We start from the raw sequence: 17,601 nt of genomic DNA on the forward strand, positions 1-17,601 counted from the left end.
TCGCTCTGCATTCAAGAACATTAGGAAAAGGATCTGCCATGACTGATCAACAGAACAACGGCGCAGCCGACGCGAACGCTCCTCAATTTTCCCTGCAGCGCATCTACGTGCGCGACCTGTCGTTCGAGGCTCCGAAAAGCCCGCAGATCTTCCGCCAGCAGTGGGAACCGAGCGTTTCGCTGGACCTGAACACCCGCCAGAAAGCCCTGGAAGGCGACTTCCATGAAGTGGTGCTGACCCTGTCGGTGACCGTCAAGAACGGTGACGAAGTGGCGTTCATCGCCGAAGTGCAACAGGCTGGCATCTTCCTGATCGCAGGCCTGGACGCAGCTTCGATGAGCCACACCCTGGGTGCGTTCTGCCCGAACATCCTGTTCCCTTACGCCCGCGAGACCCTGGACAGCCTGGTGACCCGTGGTTCGTTCCCGGCCCTGATGCTGTCGCCGGTCAACTTCGACGCCCTGTACGCGCAAGAGATGCAGCGCATGCAGGAAGCTGGCGAAGCGCCAACCGTGCAGTAACGTTTGCCGGACACGAAAAAGCGCCCCTCGAGGCGCTTTTTTGTTGTTCGGTGGTTAACCCTCAGCTCCCGGCAAAGCCGTTCTGTCGCCAGGCTTCGTAAACGGTCACCGCCACGGTATTGGACAGGTTCAGGCTCCGGCAGCCTGGCCGCATTGGCAGGCGCAGGCGCTGTTCGGCTGGCAGGCTGTCCAGGACCTCGGCCGGCAGGCCGCGGCTTTCAGGGCCGAACAGGAACGCGTCGCCCGGCTTGTAGGCCGCCTCGTTGAATGGGTGCGAGCCCTTTGTGGTGAATGCGAACAGGCGCGGGTTGCCCAGGCTTTCCAGGCATCCGGCCAGGCTTTCGTGGCGCTTGAGCGTGGCATACTCGTGGTAGTCCAGGCCCGCACGGCGCAGGCGCTTGTCGTCCAGCTCGAAACTGATCGGTTCGATCAGGTGCAGGGCGCAGCCGCTGTTGGCGCAGAGGCGAATGATGTTGCCGGTATTCGGCGGAATTTCAGGTTGAAAGAGGATGACGTGAAACATGCACGGCTCCAAGCGTGAAGATGACGAGCATTCTACCCCCGAAGCGGACGTGCGATCGAAGGCCTTCCCGCGGATGATCCTGTCGCTGGCTATCGTCGGGGTGATGGTCGGCCTGATGATAGGTCGCCTGACCGTGCCACAGGAACGTGCGCTCGAACAGGTGGCGGTGGTGCAGGACGGCTTGGACCTGTGGTTCAACGAACAGCCGCAACTGCATGGTGAGAATGTCGAGGGTAGCGTGGCTGTGCTGTTCCAGGCCTCAGGCAAGCCCCAGCGTGGGCAACTGATGTTGCAGGGCAAACCGGTGGGATGGCGCTTGCAGAAGAGTGAGAAGGGCTTGCTGCTGACCCTGGTGGCCGCGCGTCCCCTGCGTGGCGAGTGGGCCGGTGCAGAGGACGCGGGGCGTTGGAAGGTGCAGGTGCGCCTGCACGAATAAAAGAGGGGAGTCCCGGCCTGCCTGTACCGAGGTCCCCAAAGGCGGATACCGCTGGGAATAAAAGGGGGATCACCCGGCCTGCCTGTACCAGGGTCCCCGAAGCTGCTGCATGGCTGCGAATAAAAAGGGGATTTCCTGGCCTGCCTGTACCAAGGTCCCCGAAGCGGGTGTCGCTACGAATTAAAGAGGGGGATATCCCGGCCTGCCTGTACCGAGGCCCCCGAAACTGGAGATACAATACCTATTGCAGGGGGCGTGCCAGTTTTGAAAAACCCGGAAACACAGGGCTTTGAGGGGGATTTGGCCGGGTTTCGAGGGGATTTATGCCTTCGCAAGGTGCAGAAGGCACAGGATCGGTGCATCGGAGGGTGAATCAAGGGCCCTTTAAACGCATCGCGGGTAAACCCGCTCCCACAGATGCTGCGCAGTCTTGTGGAAGCGGGTTTACCCGCGAATGGCCAGTTCAGGCAGCTGAACGCTGAGAATCAGTGCTCGTCGCCCTCATCGTCATCGGCGCCATCGACCTTCATCCCCAGCTCCTTGATCTTGCGCGTCAGGGTATTGCGCCCCCAACCCAGCAGCACGGCGGCGTCGCGACGCCGGCCTGCGGTGTGCTTGAGCGCGGTCTCGATCATGATGCGTTCGAAGCTGGGTACGGCGCTGTCGAGCAGGCTCGACTGGCCGCGTGCCAGGGCCTGGTCAGCCCACTGGCGCAGGGCCTGTTCCCAGTTGGTCACAGGCGCGGCATCCGACGGCAGGTTGAGCAGTTCCGGTGGCAGGTCGCCCACCAACACTTCACGGCTGGAGGCCATCACGGTGATCCAGCGGCAGGTGTTCTCCAACTGGCGTACGTTGCCAGGCCACGGCAGGTTGCGGATGAACTCTTCGGTTTCCGGCTTGAGTAGCTTGGGCTCGACGGCCAGTTCCTGGGCGGCGCGGCCCAGGAAATGACGGGCGAGGGCCGGGATGTCCTCGCGGCGATCAGCCAGGCGCGGGATATGGATGCGGATCACGTTCAGACGGTGGAACAAGTCTTCACGGAACTTGCCGGCCTGCACCAGTGATTCGAGGTTCTGATGGGTCGCGGCGATGATGCGCACATCCACCTTGACCGGCACATGGCCGCCTACGCGGTAGAACTCGCCGTCAGCCAATACCCGCAGCAGGCGGGTCTGGGTGTCGGCTGGCATGTCGCCGATCTCGTCGAGGAACAACGTACCGCCGTCGGCCTGCTCGAATCGACCGCGACGCAGGTTGGCCGCGCCGGTGAAGGCGCCTTTTTCATGGCCGAACAGCTCGGACTCCATCAGGTCCTTGGGGATCGCCGCCATGTTCAAGGCGATGAACGGCGAGGCCGCACGGGGACTGTGGCGGTGCAGGGCGTGAGCCACCAGCTCCTTACCGGTGCCCGACTCGCCGTTGATCAGCACGGTGATGTTGGAGTGGCTCAGGCGGCCGATGGCACGGAATACCTCCTGCATCGCCGGCGCCTCGCCGATGATCTCGGGGGTGCGGGTCAACGCCTGGGGTACTTCCAGGGCCTGTTGTTCCTGGGCGTGCTGGTTGGCGCGCTTGACCAGCGATACTGCCTCATCCACGTCGAACGGCTTGGGCAGGTACTCGAAGGCGCCGCCTTGGTACGACGCCACGGCGCTATCCAGATCCGAGTGGGCGGTCATGATGATGACCGGCAGACGCGGGTGATGCTCGCGGATCTGCGCCAGCAGGTCGAGCCCGCTGGCACCGGGCATGCGGATGTCCGAGATGATCACATCCGGCTGCTGGCGAGCCAGGCGGCCCATGACGCCATCGGCACTGTCGAAGCTCTGGGTGTTCATGCCCTCTTGTTGCAGGGCTTTTTCCAGCACCCAGCGGATAGAGCGATCATCATCGACGATCCAGACGGTTTCACTGCGGCTCATGAGGCGTTGGCTCCTTGTTCCAGCGGCAGGAAGATCGAGAAGGTGGTGTGGCCGGGGTGGCTTTCACACTCGATCAACCCCTGGTGCTGGCTGATGATGTTCTGGGTGATGGCCAGGCCCAGCCCGGTACCGTCCGGGCGACCACTGACCATGGGATAGAAGAGGGTGTCTTGCAGTTCCGGCGCGATTCCTGGCCCGTTGTCGATCAGCTCGACGCGTGCGACCAGGCGATGGCGCACATGGCCGATGGTGAACTGGCGCACCGCGCGGCTGCGCAGGGTGATGCGGCCCAGGCGCAGTTCGTTCTGCCCGCTGATCGCCTGCATGGCGTTACGCACGATGTTGAGCACCGCCTGGATCATCTGCTCGCGGTCGATCAGCACATCCGGCAGGCTTGGGTCGTAATCACGCACCAAGGTGATGCCGCCCTGGGTTTCGGCCTCGACCAGGCTGCACACACGCTCCAGCACCTCATGGATGTTGGTCATGGCCAGCGAGGGGAGTTTGTTGGAGCCGAGCATGCGGTCGACCAGGTTACGCAGGCGGTCGGCCTCCTCGATGATCACGTTGGTGTAGTCGCGCAGACCGTCGTTGGGCAATTCCCGCGATAGCAGTTGCGCCGCGCCGCGAATGCCGCCCAGCGGGTTCTTTATTTCGTGGGCCAGGCCGCGCACCAGCATCTTGGTGGTTTCCTGCTTGCTCAGCTGTGCCTCTTCCTTGGTGATGCGCAGCAAGCGATCACGCGGGTGGACTTCCAGCAACAACAGGGTCTGGCCTTGATGCAGGATCGGCGTGACGGCGTAGTCGACGGTGATCGACTGGCCGGTGAGCGAGGTCAACTGGGCTTCGCGCTTGGTGAACGGGTGAGCCTGCTCGACCGCCTGGCGCAGTGAATTGAGCGCCTCGGCAGACTCGGTGAACAGTTCACTGATGAACTGCCCGTGGCTGCGCTGGCCGCTCACGGCCAGCAGCATTTCGGCCGCCGGGTTCATGTATTCCAGGCGTAGCTCGGCGTTGAGCAGGAGCGTGGCCGTGGTCAGGTTGTCCAGAAGCAGACGGTGCTGTGCATCGCTGATGGTCATAAGGCGTCGTTGACCTCTTTTGGCGCTTGCTAGGCAATGGCGCGGCCAATGCCGCGCATGCGGTGAATCCGCTGATGCCAGTCTCTTCACAGAAAAAATGCAAGAAACAAACCAAGGCTCCGAAAAGAAGCGGAATTTCCTGATAAACCCCTCGAAATGCGCAAATTCGGACCAAGATTCATGGGTTTATCGTTTCATGCGACCCTTTTTGGTGTGCACCCTGAGTGCTTGGTGATTTTCATGCACCAATATAGAGCATTGCCGGCCTCAATGTTTTTTGCACAGCTGTCCGGTGGCGCGGATCAGGGCCAGGTGGTGCAGCGGGTCCTGGGTGCGCCGAATCAGTGCGTTGGCGAGTGCGCGCGGGCAGTCCGCTGGCGGCTGGCGGTCCAATGCTGCCAGCTCGTTGAGCAGGGTGAACTGCAAACTGTCCAGTCGCGGGCGCAGTTCATGGGTCAGGTCGCGTGTGCTCGACAGGCTGTTCTGACCGCGCGCCGCCCAGCGATCGAGCAGGGCGTATTGCACGAGCTTGTTGGCTTCGATCTGGTCGGCGAAGAAGGTTTCGGCGCGTTCGGGACTCAGGCCGTAGTCGGGGGCGGCGCGGCGAACCTGTGCGAGCACCTGTTGTTCGCGCGCTGGAGCATCCACGGCCAAGGCGTGTTCCCATTTGTGGTGGGCGACCGAGCGTGCCAGTTCCAGACGTTGCTCGATGGCGACGAGCAGTGGCAGCAGTTCATTGTGCGGTGCTGTCGAGGCGCTGCAACTGCCCAGTAGCAGGGGCAGGCAAAGCGCGCGTAGGGCGTGGCAGGCAGACATGCAGATCTCCTTGTGCTGGGAGGTCTGAGTGTGGTCGCTGGTGTGGGAACTGCTTGTAGGCAGTTTCTGAAACGCGGGTAGGTACAAATAAAAACGGCCTTCCGAAGAAGGCCGTCTTTCTGATGTCACCGGCGCCAGGCGCCGATGGGATCAGCAGCTGTAGTACAGCTCGTATTCCAGCGGGTGCACGAAGGTGCGGACCTTGATTTCTTCTTCGCTCTTCAGCTCGATGAAGGCATCGATGAAGTCGTCGGAGAACACGCCGCCTTTGGTCAGGAACGCACGGCCTTTGTCCAGCTCTTCCAGGGCCTCTTTCAGGCTGCCGCAAACCTGCGGGATGTCCTTGGCCTCTTCAGGCGGCAGGTCGTACAGGTTCTTGTCGGCAGCATCGCCTGGGTGGATCTTGTTCTGGATACCGTCCAGACCAGCCATCAGCAGGGCTGCGAAGGCCAGGTACGGGTTGGCCGATGGGTCCGGGAAGCGGGCTTCGATACGACGCGCTTTCGGGCTGCCGACGTATGGAATACGGATCGAGGCGGAACGGTTGCGGGCCGAGTAGGCCAGCATGACCGGGGCTTCGAAGCCTGGGACCAGACGCTTGTAGGAGTTGGTCGACGGGTTGGTGAAGCCGTTCAGGGCCTTACCGTGCTTGATGATACCGCCGATGAAGTACAGGGCGGTGTCGGACAGGCCGGCGTAGCCTTCGCCTGCGAAGGTGTTCTTGCCGTCTTTCCAGATCGACATGTGCACGTGCATGCCCGAGCCGTTGTCGCCGTACAGCGGCTTCGGCATGAAGGTAGCGGTGCGGCCGTAGGCGTCGGCAACGTTGTGCACGACGTATTTCAGGGCCTGTACTTCGTCAGCTTTCTTCACCAGGGTGTTGAACTTGACGCCGATTTCGTTCTGGCCGGCAGTTGCCACTTCGTGGTGGTGAACTTCGACGGTCTGACCCATTTCTTCCAGTGCGTTGCACATGGCAGTACGGATTTCGTGGTCGTGGTCGAACGGCGGAACCGGGAAGTAGCCGCCTTTGACGCCTGGGCGGTGGCCTTTGTTGCCGCCTTCTACGTCAGCGCCAGTCATCCACGAGCCTTGCTCGGAGAAGATCTTGAACATCGAGCCGGAGATGTCGGATTGGAACTTCACTTCGTCGAAGATGAAGAACTCTGGCTCTGGACCTGCGAATACGGTGTCACCGATGCCGGTGCTCTTGAGGTACTCTTCGGCGCGCTTGGCGATCGCACGTGGGTCGCGATCGTAGCCCTGCATGCTCGACGGGTCGACGATGTCGCAGGTGATGATCAGGGTAGGTTCTTCGGTGAACGGGTCCAGTACGGCAGTTTCGTCGACCGGCATCAGGATCATGTCCGATGCTTCGATGCCTTTCCAGCCAGCGATGGAGGAACCGTCGAACATTTTGCCGACTTCGAAGAAGTCTTCGTCCAGGCCATCACGCGCCGGCATGGTCACGTGATGCTGAGTGCCTTTGGTGTCCGTGAAACGCAGATCAATCCACTTGACGTCATGATCTTTGATGAGTTGAACCGACTTCGACATGTTGTCCTCCGGATGGTCTAGGGTGCGACAGAACGCTGCCCTGGAAAAAGGGTGTCGCCGGGCGCGGATAGTCGGCCAAGCTTACCTGCCTCACAAGGGAGCAAATTGCATGCCAGTGCCCGAAAATGGCGAGTGCGGGATAAAAGGGGGCGTTTACGGGCATCTATGCGGAGGGCGCGTGGAGAAAACGCACCCTTAAGAGGCGTTATTTTGGCTATGCGCACTTAAATGGTGCGCCTTGTGCGTGGCGTGTTTTGTTTGAGGGCACAGCGCTGGGTAACACCGCGCGCAGCGCGCTGCTTGCCACCTTTGTCGAATCCCCCTGAAAATCCAGCTTTGCTCCTGCAAGGCCGGATGCCATGCCCCATATCCTCATCGTCGAAGACGAATCTTCCATCGCCGACACCCTGGTCTACGCCCTGCAGGCCGACGGTCACAGCACCGATTGGGTGAGCCTGGGCAGTGCTGCCGTCGAACAGCAGCGCCTGCGCCCCGCAGATCTGGTGATTCTGGATATCGGTCTGCCGGATATCAGCGGCTTCGAGACCTGCCGCCAACTGCGCCGTTTCAGCGAGGTGCCGGTGATGTTCCTCAGTGCTCGGGACGCTGAGATCGACCGCGTCCTGGGACTTGAGATCGGTGCCGATGACTATGTGGTCAAGCCGTTCAGTCCGCGCGAGGTGGCTGCGCGGGTGCGCGCCATCCTCAAGCGCATGGCGCCACGCCCCGAGCCGGCTGGTGAGTCATCGCCGTTCCAGCTCGACACCCTGGCGATGCGCATCCGCTACCAAGGCCAGGCGCTGACCCTCACCCGGCACGAGTTCCGCCTGCTGCAATGCCTGCTGGAGCAACCGCGCCGGGTGTTCAGCCGCGAGCAACTGCTCGATGGCCTGGGCGTGGCCTCGGATGTGGGCTACGAGCGTACCATCGACAGCCACATCAAGAGCCTGCGCGCCAAGCTGCGCCAGGTCGCTGCTGACGCCGAGCCGATCCAGACTCATCGCGGCCTGGGCTACAGCTACAGCCCGGAACACGCCTGATGCGCCTGGGCATCCGTATCTTTCTGGTGTACTTCCTGTTCGTCGGGCTGGCCGGTTACTTCTTGCTCAACACCGTGCGCGAGCAAATCCGCCCGGTGGTGCGTCAGTCCTCGGAAGAGACCCTGGTGGACACCGCCAACCTGCTGGCTGAAATCCTCCACGATGACGTCAAGCACGGCACGCTGGGGCAAAGCCGCTTGCCCGAGGTGCTCAAGGCCTACGGCCTGCGCAGCCCTGGTGCACAGATCTGGGGCCTGGCCAAGACCGAGGTCAGCCACCGTATCTACGTCACCGATGCCCACGGCATCGTGCTGCTGGACTCCAGCGGGCAGGACCTGGGCCAGGACTATTCGAAGTGGAACGACGTCTACCTGACCCTGCGTGGCCGGTACGGCGCGCGCTCCACCCGCAGCGTGGCGGATGACGAGAGCACCTCGGTGATGCACGTGGCGGCGCCGATCCTCGACGATGGGCAGATCATCGGTGTGGTGACGGTGGCCAAGCCCAACCGCTCTTTGCAGCCCTACATCGACCGCTCCGAACAGCGTCTGCTGACGCTGGGTCTGGGCTTGATCGGCCTGGGTCTGTTGGTCGGTGCCGGGTTGTCGTGGTGGCTGGTGCGCTCGCTGCGCCGGCTGGCGCGCTATGCCCAGGCGGTCAGCGAGGGTGAGCGGGCTGCGGTGCCCTACTACAAGGGAGGTGAACTGGCGCACTTGGCCAAGGCGGTGGAGCGCATGCGCACGCAACTGGAGGGCAAGGCCTACGTTGAGCGATACGTGCATACCCTCACCCATGAGCTGAAGAGCCCGTTGGCGGCCATTCGCGGGGCCAGCGAGCTGCTTCAAGGCGAGATGCCGACCGAGCAGCGGGCGCGTTTCGCCGGCAATATCGAGCGCGAGAGCGAGCGCTTGCAACAGATGATTGAGCGCCTGCTGGACCTTGCCCGGGTCGAGCAGATGCAGGCGCTGGAGGACGAGCAGCAGGTGGCGCTGGCGGGGCTGGTGGATGAGTTGCTGCTGGCTCAGGCCGCGCGCATCCACGGCGCTGGATTGCAGGTAAACCAGCGCATCGCGGCGGGTACCTCGTTGCGCTGCGACCCCTTCCTGATGCGCCAGGCGCTGGCCAATCTGCTGGACAACGCGCTGGATTTCACCCCGCCCGGAGGGAAGCTGCTGTTCGAGCTGGAGCGTGAGGGCGAGCGGGTGGCGCTGAGCCTGTTCAACCAGGGCCAGGCGATCCCCGAGTACGCCCTTGGGCGGCTCAGCGAGCGGTTCTATTCGCTGCCAAGGCCCGGCACTGGGCGCAAGAGTACGGGGCTTGGACTGAATTTTGTCGCCGAGGTGATGCAGCTGCATGGCGGGACGCTGGCGGTGGATAACGTCGAGGGTGGGGGGCGCGTCAGGTTGTGGCTGCCGGCACGGCGGTTAGGCTCATGAGCATACGGGCGCGCCTGCGCGGCTGATTCTCCACACAAATCCCACACACCCACCTCGAAGGCTCCATGCAGCGGGCAGACACTGCCCTCATCGCAAACGGAGCCTTACCCATGAACAAAACCCTCGGATTCAAGCTCGGCATCATCGCCGTGCTCATCCTGCTGCTACTCATTCCACTCTTGATGATCGGCGGCCTGATCGATGAGCGTCAGCGCCTGCGTGACGTAGTGCTGCAAGATATCGCGCGCAGTTCGGCCTTCGCCCAGCAGATCAGCGGCCCGCTGGTGGTGGTGCCGTATCGCAAGTACGAGCGCCGCTGGATCGATAAGGACGGGCACAGCACCCAGGAAACCACCACGGTCACCGGTAACCTGTACTTTCTCCCAGAAACCTTCCAGGCCGATGTCGGCGTCGAAACCGAACTGCGCGCACGCGGCATCTACCAAGCCCGCTTGTTCCACGCCAAGAGCCGTATCAGTGGCCGCTTCACGCTGCCTGAGCGCTGGGGAATCGACAAGGATTACGACGACTACCGTTTCGACAAGCCGTACCTGGTGGTCGGCATCAGCGACATCCGCGGTATCGAGAACAACCTGGAGCTGAGCCTGAACGAGCAGCGCTTGGCCTTCGAGGCCGGCACGGGCCTGGACTGGATGCCAGGCGGAGTCCGCGTGGCGCTGGCCTCGCTCGATGTTCAGCAGGCCCGCGCGTTCAGCTACAGCTTCGACCTCGCGTTGCAAGGTACCGGCCAGTTGTACGTGTTGCCGGTGGGGCGCACCAGCACCGTGGACATGCGCGCCAACTGGCCGCACCCAAGCTTCGTCGGCAACTTCCTGCCCACGCGTCGGGCCATCGACGACAAGGGCTTCAGTGCCCACTGGCAGACCTCGTTCTTCGCCACCAACCTGGAGGAGGCCCTGCGCAAGTGCACGACGGTCGAGCGTTGCGCGGCGTTCACCGATCCGAGTTTTGGCGTGAGCTTCGTCGACCCGGTGGACCAGTACCTCAAGAGCGAGCGGGCGATCAAGTACGCGCTGCTGTTCATTGCCCTGACCTTCGCTGGCTTCTTCCTGTTCGAGGTATTGAAGCACCTGTGCGTGCATCCGGTGCAGTACATCCTGGTGGGCGTGGCCCTGGCGTTTTTCTACCTGCTGTTGCTGTCGTTGTCCGAGCACCTGGGCTTTGGCCTGGCGTATGGCATATCGGCTTCGGCCTGCGTGCTGTTGATCGGCTTCTACCTGTGTCACGTGCTGCGCAGTCTGGGGCGCGGGGTGGGTTTCGCGGCGGGGCTGGCGGCGCTGTACGGCATGCTCTACGGATTGCTCAGCGCTGAGGATTACGCGTTGCTGATGGGCTCGCTGCTGTGCTTCGGGCTGCTCGGTGTGTTCATGGTGCTGACCCGCCGGCTGGACTGGTCGCGGGTGGGGAGAGGGGTATGAGGGAGGATCGTGAGATCGGGCGATGGTTGGCCCTGAGAATCGGCCAGTTGTTTCCGGCAAGACCGAGGTGAGGCTTTTGTAGGAGCGGCCTTGCGCCGCGAAAGGGCCGCGCAGCGGCCCCAGGTTTTTAGCGCAAAAGCTGAAACAGCTGGGGCCGCTATGCGGCCCTTTCGCGGCACGAGGCCGCTCTCATAGAACTACACATAACTTGTTGATTTAGAAGGAATCTGTGGGAGCGGGCTTGCCCGCGAACACCGGCGAAGCCGGTGCCATACACCGAGTCGCCTGCTTCGCGGGCAAGCCCGCTCCCACAGGGTACGCGGAGCGCTTGCGAAATCAGTTCTCTGCGCGACAGCGCAGCCCAAAGGGCTGGGTGATCTCCTACAGGAAGGCGTGGCGCGGTCAGGTGGCCGGGTTGGTTGCCAGCATCGACGGCCGCTGGCTCACCTCGGCATACCACGCTGCCAGCCCCGGCTGGCGTTCACGCCATCCAAACGCCGGCTGGCGCAGGTCCAGGTAGCCCAGCGCGCAGGCCACACCGATGGCGGCAAGGTCGAAGCCCGAGGCCAGCTCTGCCAGGTGCTCCTGCTCCAGGTTGGCCAGGCTACGGCGGATCTTTTCGCTCTGTGCCTGAACCCAGTCGTCCCATTGCTTGTCAGCCGGGCGCAGGAAGGTTTCGTAGCGGGTGCCGACGGCGGCATCCATGATCGCATCGGCCTGCGAGGCCAGGGTCAGCCGACGCCAGCGCGCCGAGCCTTCGCGCGGCAGCAGCGGGTTGCCGACGTGCTGGCTGTCGAGGTACTCGCAGATCACTCGGCTATCGTGCAGCACAACGCCGTCGTCCAGGCGCAGGGCCGGGATCTTGCCGATCGGGTTGCCGTGGTTGAGCTGCTCGTCGCCGCTGACCGGGCTGATATTCACCGGCTGCAACGTGACCCGCTCAAGCTGGCAAGTCTCGTGCAACACCACCATCACCTTGCGCACGAACGGCGACAAGGGCGAATGGAACAGGATCATCGCTCAGTTACCTTGCAGGCTAGGTGGCAGGCAAACACCGGTGCCGCCGATGCCGCAGTAACCGTTCGGGTTCTTGGCCAGGTACTGCTGGTGGTAGGCCTCGGCGAAGTACACGGTCGGCGCCTGGTCGATCTCGGTGGTGATCTGGCCGAAACCGGCCTTGTTCAACTCGGCCTGGAAGGCGTCGCGGCTGGCCTTGGCCTCTTCCAGTTGCTGCGGCGAGGTGCAGTAGATTGCCGAGCGGTACTGGGTGCCGATGTCGTTGCCCTGGCGCATGCCCTGGGTCGGGTTGTGCAGCTCCCAGAACATCGTCAGCAGCTCGTGATAGCTGACCCGGTCCTTGTCGAATACCACCAGGACCACTTCGGTGTGACCGGTCAGGCCCGAGCAGACCTCTTCGTAAGTGGGATTCGGGGTGAAGCCACCGGCATAGCCGACCACGGTGCTGACCACGCCCTCACGCTGCCAGAAGCGGCGCTCGGCGCCCCAGAAGCAGCCCAGGCCGAAAATGGCGAAGTCGATGTTGCCTTCGAAGAATGGGCCGAGCAGCGGCGTGCCTTCGAATACGTAGTGGAACTCAGGCAGGCTCATCGGGGTTTCGCGGCCAGGCAGGGCCTGCTCCGCAGTGGGCATGACGTTTTTGTTCACCAGGATTTCCGAACGCAGGACCATGGCCGCTTCCTCTGTGTTTTTCAGTGCGATAGGTGTGGACTTCTTCGCGGGCAAGCCCGCTCCCACAGGGTCATCGCTGCCCTCAAGTGCAGTGCTTCTTCCTGTGGGCGCGGGCTTGCCCGCGAAGGGTCCCGAATGGCCTCTATAGTGCCCGAGCTTTACGCCGCTGTCAGGCCAGTGGGCCACGTGGGTAGCGGCGCAGCTTTTCGCTCAGTTCGCGCCCGGGAATGGGACGGTCGAACAGGTAGCCCTGGCCGACGTCGCAGCGGTGGCGGCGCAGGAAGGCCAATTGCGCGGGGGTCTCGATACCTTCGGCGACCACCTTGAGCTTGAGGTTGTGGGCCATGGCCACCACCGCCGAGGTGATTTCCATGTCGTCCTGGTTGTCGGGGATCTCGTTGATGAAGCTGCGGTCGATCTTGATGATGTCGATCGGAAACTTCTTCAGGTAGCTCAGCGATGAGTAACCGGTGCCGAAGTCGTCCATCGCCAGGGTCAGGCCCAGGGCCTTGAGTTCGTCGAGCTGGCGATGGGTGTCCTCGCGGGCTTCGAGTAGCAGGCCCTCGGTCAGCTCCAGTTCCAGCAGGTGTGGCGGCAGCGCTTCCTCCTTGAGGATGCTGCCGATCGAGCCAACCAGCTCGGGGTCGGAGAACTGCTTGGGCGACAGGTTGATGGCCACGTGCAGGTTGCCCAGGCCGTCCTCGCGCAGCTGTTGGCTCATGCGGCAGGCTTGGCGCACCACCCACTTGCCGATGGGGATGATCAGGCCGGTCTCTTCGGCCACGCTGATGAACTGGTCGGGGCGGATCATGCCGCGCTCGGGGTGGTTCCAGCGCAGCAGCGCTTCAAGGCCCAGCAGGCGACCGCTGCGCAGGCACAGCTTGGGCTGGTAGAAGACTTCCAGTTCGTTCTGGGTCAGGGCGCGGCGCAGGTTGTTCTCGACGAACAGCTTGTAGCTGGCTTCGGCGTTGAGCACCTCGGTGAACACCTGTACCTGATGCTTGCCGTTGGCCTTGGCCTTGTGCAGGGCCAGGCCTGCGTTCTTCATCAGGGTGGCCGGGTCGCTGCCGTGCAGCGGCGCGTAGGCCAGGCCCACGGAGGCGGTGACGTTGATCAGCTGGTTGTCGACGAACATGGGTTTGTCGAGGGTGCGCAACAACTGGTGGGCGATGTCCTGGCCGTCTTCGAGGTGGGTGTCATCCAGCAGCACGGCGAACTCGTTGCTGGCAAAGCGTGCCAGGCTACCGCTGCTGTTGAGGCTGTTGCGCAGGCGCCGGGCCAAGCTGATCAACAGCTTGTCACCGGTTTGGTGGCCGAGGCTGTCGTTGATCCGCTTGAAGTTGTCGATGTCCACCAGCAGCAGGCAAATCGGGCTTGCGTCATCGCGGGCGAAGCGTTCGTCGAGGCTGCGGATGAACGCAGGGCGGTTGCCCAGGTTGGTCAGGTTGTCGGTGTAGGCCAGGCGTTCGATGCGCTGTTGTGCGAGCTTGGTCTGGGTGATGTCTTCGTAGATGCCGATGTAATGCGTCAGCTCGCGGTTATCGCCGTACACCTTGGAGATCGACAGCTGCCCCCAATAGGGTTCGAGGTTCTTGCGTCGGCTCTTGAACTCGCCTTGCCAGCTGTTGCCCATGGCCAGGCTCGACGGCGAGTCGAACAGCAGCTCGCTGAGGTTCGCCAGCGCTGGCAGCTCGGCCAAGTGATGGCCTTGGACTTCGTCGGTGCTGTATTGGGTGATCGCGGTGAAGCTTGGGTTGACGTACTCCACCACGCCGTCGCGATTTACCAGCAAAAAGGCGCTGGCACTCTGCTCCACGGCACGTTGGAACAGGTGCAGGGCGCTGGCTGCGGTGCGCCGGTTGTGGTTGTTGATGACCTGGGCGAACTGGTCGGCCAACTCGCCGGCAAAGGCGATCTCGTCGGACTGCCAGGCCCGTGGCATGCCGTTTTGTTCCAGGCACAGCACGCCGACGACCTGGCCGTCGATGCGGATACTGGCGTCGAGCATGGCGCTTTCGTTGTCGCCGTGCAGCAGCTCGGCCATTTCGCGGGTGCGCGGATCGTGGCTGGCGTTGTGGGCGTCGATGGCGCGACTGGCGTGCAGGGCTTCGAGATAGCTGGGGAAGCGGCTGGCGTCGATGGCCTGGGGCAAGCGGTGCTGCTGTTCGAGGCGATACCAGGCGCTGATCGGTTCGAGCCGCTGGTCGTGCAGGTACCAGATGCTGGCGCAGTCGACGCTGTAGATCTCACAAGCGCTCTGGGTGATCAGTTCGGCGGCTTCGAGCAGCGAGTTGTTCACGCTGTAGCGTTGGCGAGCCAGGCGCAGAATCAGGTCCTGCTGGGCACGTACGCGCTCGAGGTGCTCGAACTGTTCCTGCTGGGCGCGCTGGTTCAGTTGCAGGGCCAGTTGCAGGCGATTGTTGCGCGACTCCAGATCGTTGGCGTCGGGGTCGTTGCTGTCCAGGGGCTGGTCGTCCAGCACCGTCAGGTAGCCGCGCAGCAGTTGGCGGTTGTGCTGCTTGTAGCTTTCGCCGACTTCGAGCAGGCGGACTGGCTCCGGGCCGCAGTGCAGGGTATAGCGCACCCGGTAATGACTGCGTTGGGCGAGTTGCTGCTGGATTTCGTCGTGCAGCCGATAGCGTGCCTCGGGTTCCATCAGGCTGGCGAAGGGTGCGTCGATCAGGGCGCACAGGTCGGCAGCGGGCAGGCCGAATTGGCGCTCGCAGGCCGGGTCCAGGTAGAGCAGGGTCCAGCAGGCTTCGTTCAGCCGTTCGAAGCGCAGCATGCCGAGCCGCGAAGGCACGGGGAGCTGCGTGACGACCTCGGCCGCCACACGGCTGGCGGCATCGGGTTGGCTTTTCATCGAAGACTCGCTTGAACAAGGCAGGTGCGCGGCGGATCGCGGCGCGTTGGGCAAGGTTGCATCATGTCCCGAAGGCTGGCAAGCGGCCATGAAGGATGCTGTGAACAGGTTGTCGGCTCGCAGGGTGAAATCTGTAGGTCCTGCATAGGATTACGCGCCTTTTGTAGGAGCGGCCTTGCCGGGGCGCCGGACCGGCCGGAAAGGGGCGCGCAGCGGCCCCAGGGCCATAGCCTCATGCAGCATCGTTGGGGCTGCTTCGCAGCCCTTTCGCGGCACAAGGCCGCTCTCATAGAACTACACATAACTTGTTGATTTAGAAGGAATTTGTTGGGGCGGGCTTGCCGGAGTGCCGGACCACCGCGAACACCGGCAAAGCCGGTGCCATCCACCGAGTCGCCTGCTTCGCGGGCAAGTCGGGGCGGCGAACCGCCGCTCCCACAGGGTACGCGGAGCGCTTGCGAAATCAGTTCTCTGCGCGACAGCGCAGCCCAAAGGGCTGGGTGATCTCCTACAAGGACACATAAAACCTTGAGGCAAAAAAAGCCCCGCCAAGGGGCGGGGTTGAGGTACGAGCGTGGCAGCTCGAAAACAGTGCCGCCCCTGCTGGTAGGGGCGGCTTGTGCAGCGTTACAGCAGCATGGTGCGGATGTCGCCCAGCACGTCGCCCAGGCGCTTGGTGAAGCGCGCGGCGGCAGCACCGTTGATGACACGGTGATCGTAGGACAGCGACAGCGGCAGCATCAGCTTGGGCTGGAAGGCCTTGCCATCCCAGACCGGCTGCATGGTCGCCTTGGAGACGCCCAGGATAGCCACCTCAGGCGCGTTGACGATCGGCGTGAAGCCGGTGCCGCCAATGTGGCCGAGGCTGGAGATGGTGAAGCAAGCGCCCTGCATGTCGTCTGCCGAGAGCTTCTTGGTGCGGGCTTTTTCGGCCAGCGCCGCAGCTTCGGCAGCCAGTTGCAGCAGGCTCTTCTGGTCGACGTTCTTGATCACAGGGACCAGCAGGCCGTCCGGAGTGTCTACGGCGAAGCCGATGTGCACGTACTTCTTGCGGATCACAGCCTTGCCGCTTGGCGCCAGCGAGCTGTTGAAGTCCGGCAGTTCCTTGAGCAGGAATGCGCAGGCCTTGAGCAGCAGTGGCAGCACGGTCAGCTTGACGCCAGCCTTTTCCGCCACCGCCTTCTGCGCGACGCGGAAGGCTTCCAGCTCGGTGATGTCGGCGGAGTCGAACTGGGTCACGTGCGGCACGTTCAGCCAGCTGCGGTGCAGGTTGGCGGCACCGACCTGCATCAGGCGGGTCAGGGCGACTTCTTCGACTTCACCGAACTTGCTGAAGTCCACGGCAGGGATCGGCGGAATACCGGCGCCGCCGGTCGCACCGGCAGCGGCCGGGGCTTCCTTGGCCTTCTGCATCATGGCCTTGACGTAAACCTGCACGTCTTCCTTCAGGATACGGCCGTGCGGGCCAGTGGCCGCGACCGCGCCCAGGTCGACACCGAATTCACGGGCCAGCTGACGCACGGCTGGGCCTGCGTGAACCTTGGCGTTGCTGCCGGCTGCCGGTGCGGTAGCGACCGGCGCAGCGGCTGCAGGAGCCGGGGCAGCGGCTGGCGCGGCAGCCGGAGCAGGTGCAGCAGCTGGGGCAGCAGCGGCCGGAGCCGGTGCGGCAGCCGGCGCGGCGCCAGCGACTTTCAGCTTGAAGATCAGGTCGCCAGTGCCGACTTCGTCTTCGAGCTTGCACAGCACTTCCTCGACTACGCCAGTAGCCGGCGACGGGATCTCCATGGAGGCCTTGTCGGACTCCAGGGTGATCAGCGACTGGTCGGCTTCGACGGTATCGCCGACCTTGACCAGCACTTCGATGATCTTGGCCTTGCCCGACGAGCCGATGTCCGGCACGTGGATGTCTTGCACGGCGGCGGCAGCTGGGGCGGCGGCCGGCGCAGGAGCCGCGGCGGCTTCAGCGGCGGGTGCCGGTGCAGCAGCCGGGGCAGGGGCAGCGGCCGGAGCCTCGGGGGCCGCAGCAGCGGCGCCCTCGGCTTCCAGGACCAGCAGCTCGTCGCCTTCTTTCAGGCGGTCGCCCAGCTTGACCTTCAGTTCCTTGATGACGCCGGCCTTCGGAGCCGGGATCTCCATGGAGGCCTTGTCGGACTCCAGGGTCAGCAGGCTTTGGTCAGCCTCGATACGGTCACCGACCTTGACGAACAGCTCGATGATTTCACCTTCACCGCTGCCGATGTCAGGTACGCGAATGAGTTCGCTCACTTAAAAATACTC

The 17,601-nt window shown here is 63.3% G+C and carries 14 protein-coding genes; 5 read left to right on the top strand and 9 right to left on the bottom strand.

Going from position 1 to position 17,601, the window contains the following annotated elements; translation table 11 throughout:
* The first annotated feature begins 38 nt into the window (after positions 1-38).
* Positions 39-521, top strand: coding sequence for a protein-export chaperone SecB (secB, locus tag ACNFIC_RS10250; protein ID WP_138220425.1), 483 nt, complete (start codon positions 39-41; stop codon positions 519-521).
* Positions 522-582: 61 nt separating this feature from the next.
* On the opposite strand, the gene trmL is transcribed toward secB, so the two are convergent.
* The gene (gene trmL / locus ACNFIC_RS10255) at positions 583-1,044 is read right to left on the bottom strand and encodes a tRNA (uridine(34)/cytosine(34)/5-carboxymethylaminomethyluridine(34)-2'-O)-methyltransferase TrmL (RefSeq protein ID WP_138220424.1); all 462 of its coding nucleotides are present in this window, start codon (positions 1,042-1,044) and stop codon (positions 583-585) included.
* On the opposite strand from trmL, the gene ACNFIC_RS10260 reads away from it, so the two are divergent.
* A complete protein-coding gene (locus ACNFIC_RS10260; RefSeq protein ID WP_138220423.1) occupies positions 1,043-1,480 on the top strand; it encodes a hypothetical protein in 438 nt (145 codons plus the stop codon). The genes trmL and ACNFIC_RS10260 overlap by 2 nt on opposite strands.
* Before the next feature lie 485 nt (positions 1,481-1,965).
* Here ACNFIC_RS10260 and ntrC read toward each other — a convergent pair whose 3' ends face one another.
* From ntrC to glnA, 4 genes are all read right to left on the bottom strand, one after another.
* A complete protein-coding gene (gene ntrC / locus ACNFIC_RS10265) occupies positions 1,966-3,402 on the bottom strand; it encodes a nitrogen regulation protein NR(I) (RefSeq protein ID WP_138220422.1) in 1,437 nt (478 codons plus the stop codon).
* Positions 3,399-4,484 (bottom strand): nitrogen regulation protein NR(II), encoded by a 1,086-nt coding sequence (gene glnL, locus ACNFIC_RS10270; RefSeq protein ID WP_138220421.1) that lies wholly within the window; start codon positions 4,482-4,484, stop codon positions 3,399-3,401. Before glnL ends, ntrC begins: the two co-directional genes overlap by 4 nt.
* Before the next feature lie 267 nt (positions 4,485-4,751).
* Positions 4,752-5,300: a gamma subclass chorismate mutase AroQ gene (gene aroQ / locus ACNFIC_RS10275; protein WP_416780938.1), complete on the bottom strand. Its 549-nt coding sequence runs from the start codon at positions 5,298-5,300 to the stop codon at positions 4,752-4,754.
* Positions 5,301-5,450: 150 nt separating this feature from the next.
* The gene (gene glnA / locus ACNFIC_RS10280) at positions 5,451-6,857 is read right to left on the bottom strand and encodes a type I glutamate--ammonia ligase (protein WP_054884259.1); all 1,407 of its coding nucleotides are present in this window, start codon (positions 6,855-6,857) and stop codon (positions 5,451-5,453) included.
* 359 nt (positions 6,858-7,216) lie between these two features.
* Between glnA and creB the strand changes: the two genes are divergently transcribed.
* The 3 genes from creB to creD all read left to right on the top strand — a co-directional run bounded on the left by creB (position 7,217) and on the right by creD (position 10,772).
* Positions 7,217-7,897, top strand: coding sequence for a two-component system response regulator CreB (creB, locus tag ACNFIC_RS10285; protein WP_138220419.1), 681 nt, complete (start codon positions 7,217-7,219; stop codon positions 7,895-7,897).
* On the top strand, positions 7,897-9,333 hold the full coding sequence (gene creC / locus ACNFIC_RS10290; RefSeq protein WP_416780939.1) for a two-component system sensor histidine kinase CreC: 1,437 nt from the start codon (positions 7,897-7,899) through the stop codon (positions 9,331-9,333). Before creB ends, creC begins: the two co-directional genes overlap by 1 nt.
* Positions 9,334-9,443: 110 nt before the next feature.
* Positions 9,444-10,772, top strand: a complete 1,329-nt coding sequence (creD, locus tag ACNFIC_RS10295; protein ID WP_138220417.1) for a cell envelope integrity protein CreD — start codon at positions 9,444-9,446, stop codon at positions 10,770-10,772.
* 402 nt (positions 10,773-11,174) lie between these two features.
* Here creD and ACNFIC_RS10300 read toward each other — a convergent pair whose 3' ends face one another.
* The 4 genes from ACNFIC_RS10300 to aceF all read right to left on the bottom strand — a co-directional run bounded on the left by ACNFIC_RS10300 (position 11,175) and on the right by aceF (position 17,589).
* Positions 11,175-11,789, bottom strand: a complete 615-nt coding sequence (locus ACNFIC_RS10300; protein WP_416780940.1) for a glutathione S-transferase — start codon at positions 11,787-11,789, stop codon at positions 11,175-11,177.
* A 3-nt stretch (positions 11,790-11,792) separates the two neighbouring features.
* On the bottom strand, positions 11,793-12,461 hold the full coding sequence (gene msrA / locus ACNFIC_RS10305; protein ID WP_416780941.1) for a peptide-methionine (S)-S-oxide reductase MsrA: 669 nt from the start codon (positions 12,459-12,461) through the stop codon (positions 11,793-11,795).
* A 169-nt stretch (positions 12,462-12,630) separates the two neighbouring features.
* The gene (locus tag ACNFIC_RS10310; protein ID WP_138220414.1) at positions 12,631-15,324 is read right to left on the bottom strand and encodes a putative bifunctional diguanylate cyclase/phosphodiesterase; all 2,694 of its coding nucleotides are present in this window, start codon (positions 15,322-15,324) and stop codon (positions 12,631-12,633) included.
* Positions 15,325-15,951: 627 nt separating this feature from the next.
* Complete coding sequence (gene aceF, locus ACNFIC_RS10315) at positions 15,952-17,589, bottom strand: dihydrolipoyllysine-residue acetyltransferase (RefSeq protein ID WP_416780942.1); 1,638 nt, start codon at positions 17,587-17,589, stop codon at positions 15,952-15,954.
* Positions 17,590-17,601 lie beyond the last annotated feature (12 nt).

Source organism: Pseudomonas sp. NY15463, assembly GCF_048068415.1.
GTDB classification, from domain to species: Bacteria; Pseudomonadota; Gammaproteobacteria; order Pseudomonadales; family Pseudomonadaceae; genus Aquipseudomonas; species Aquipseudomonas mosselii_C.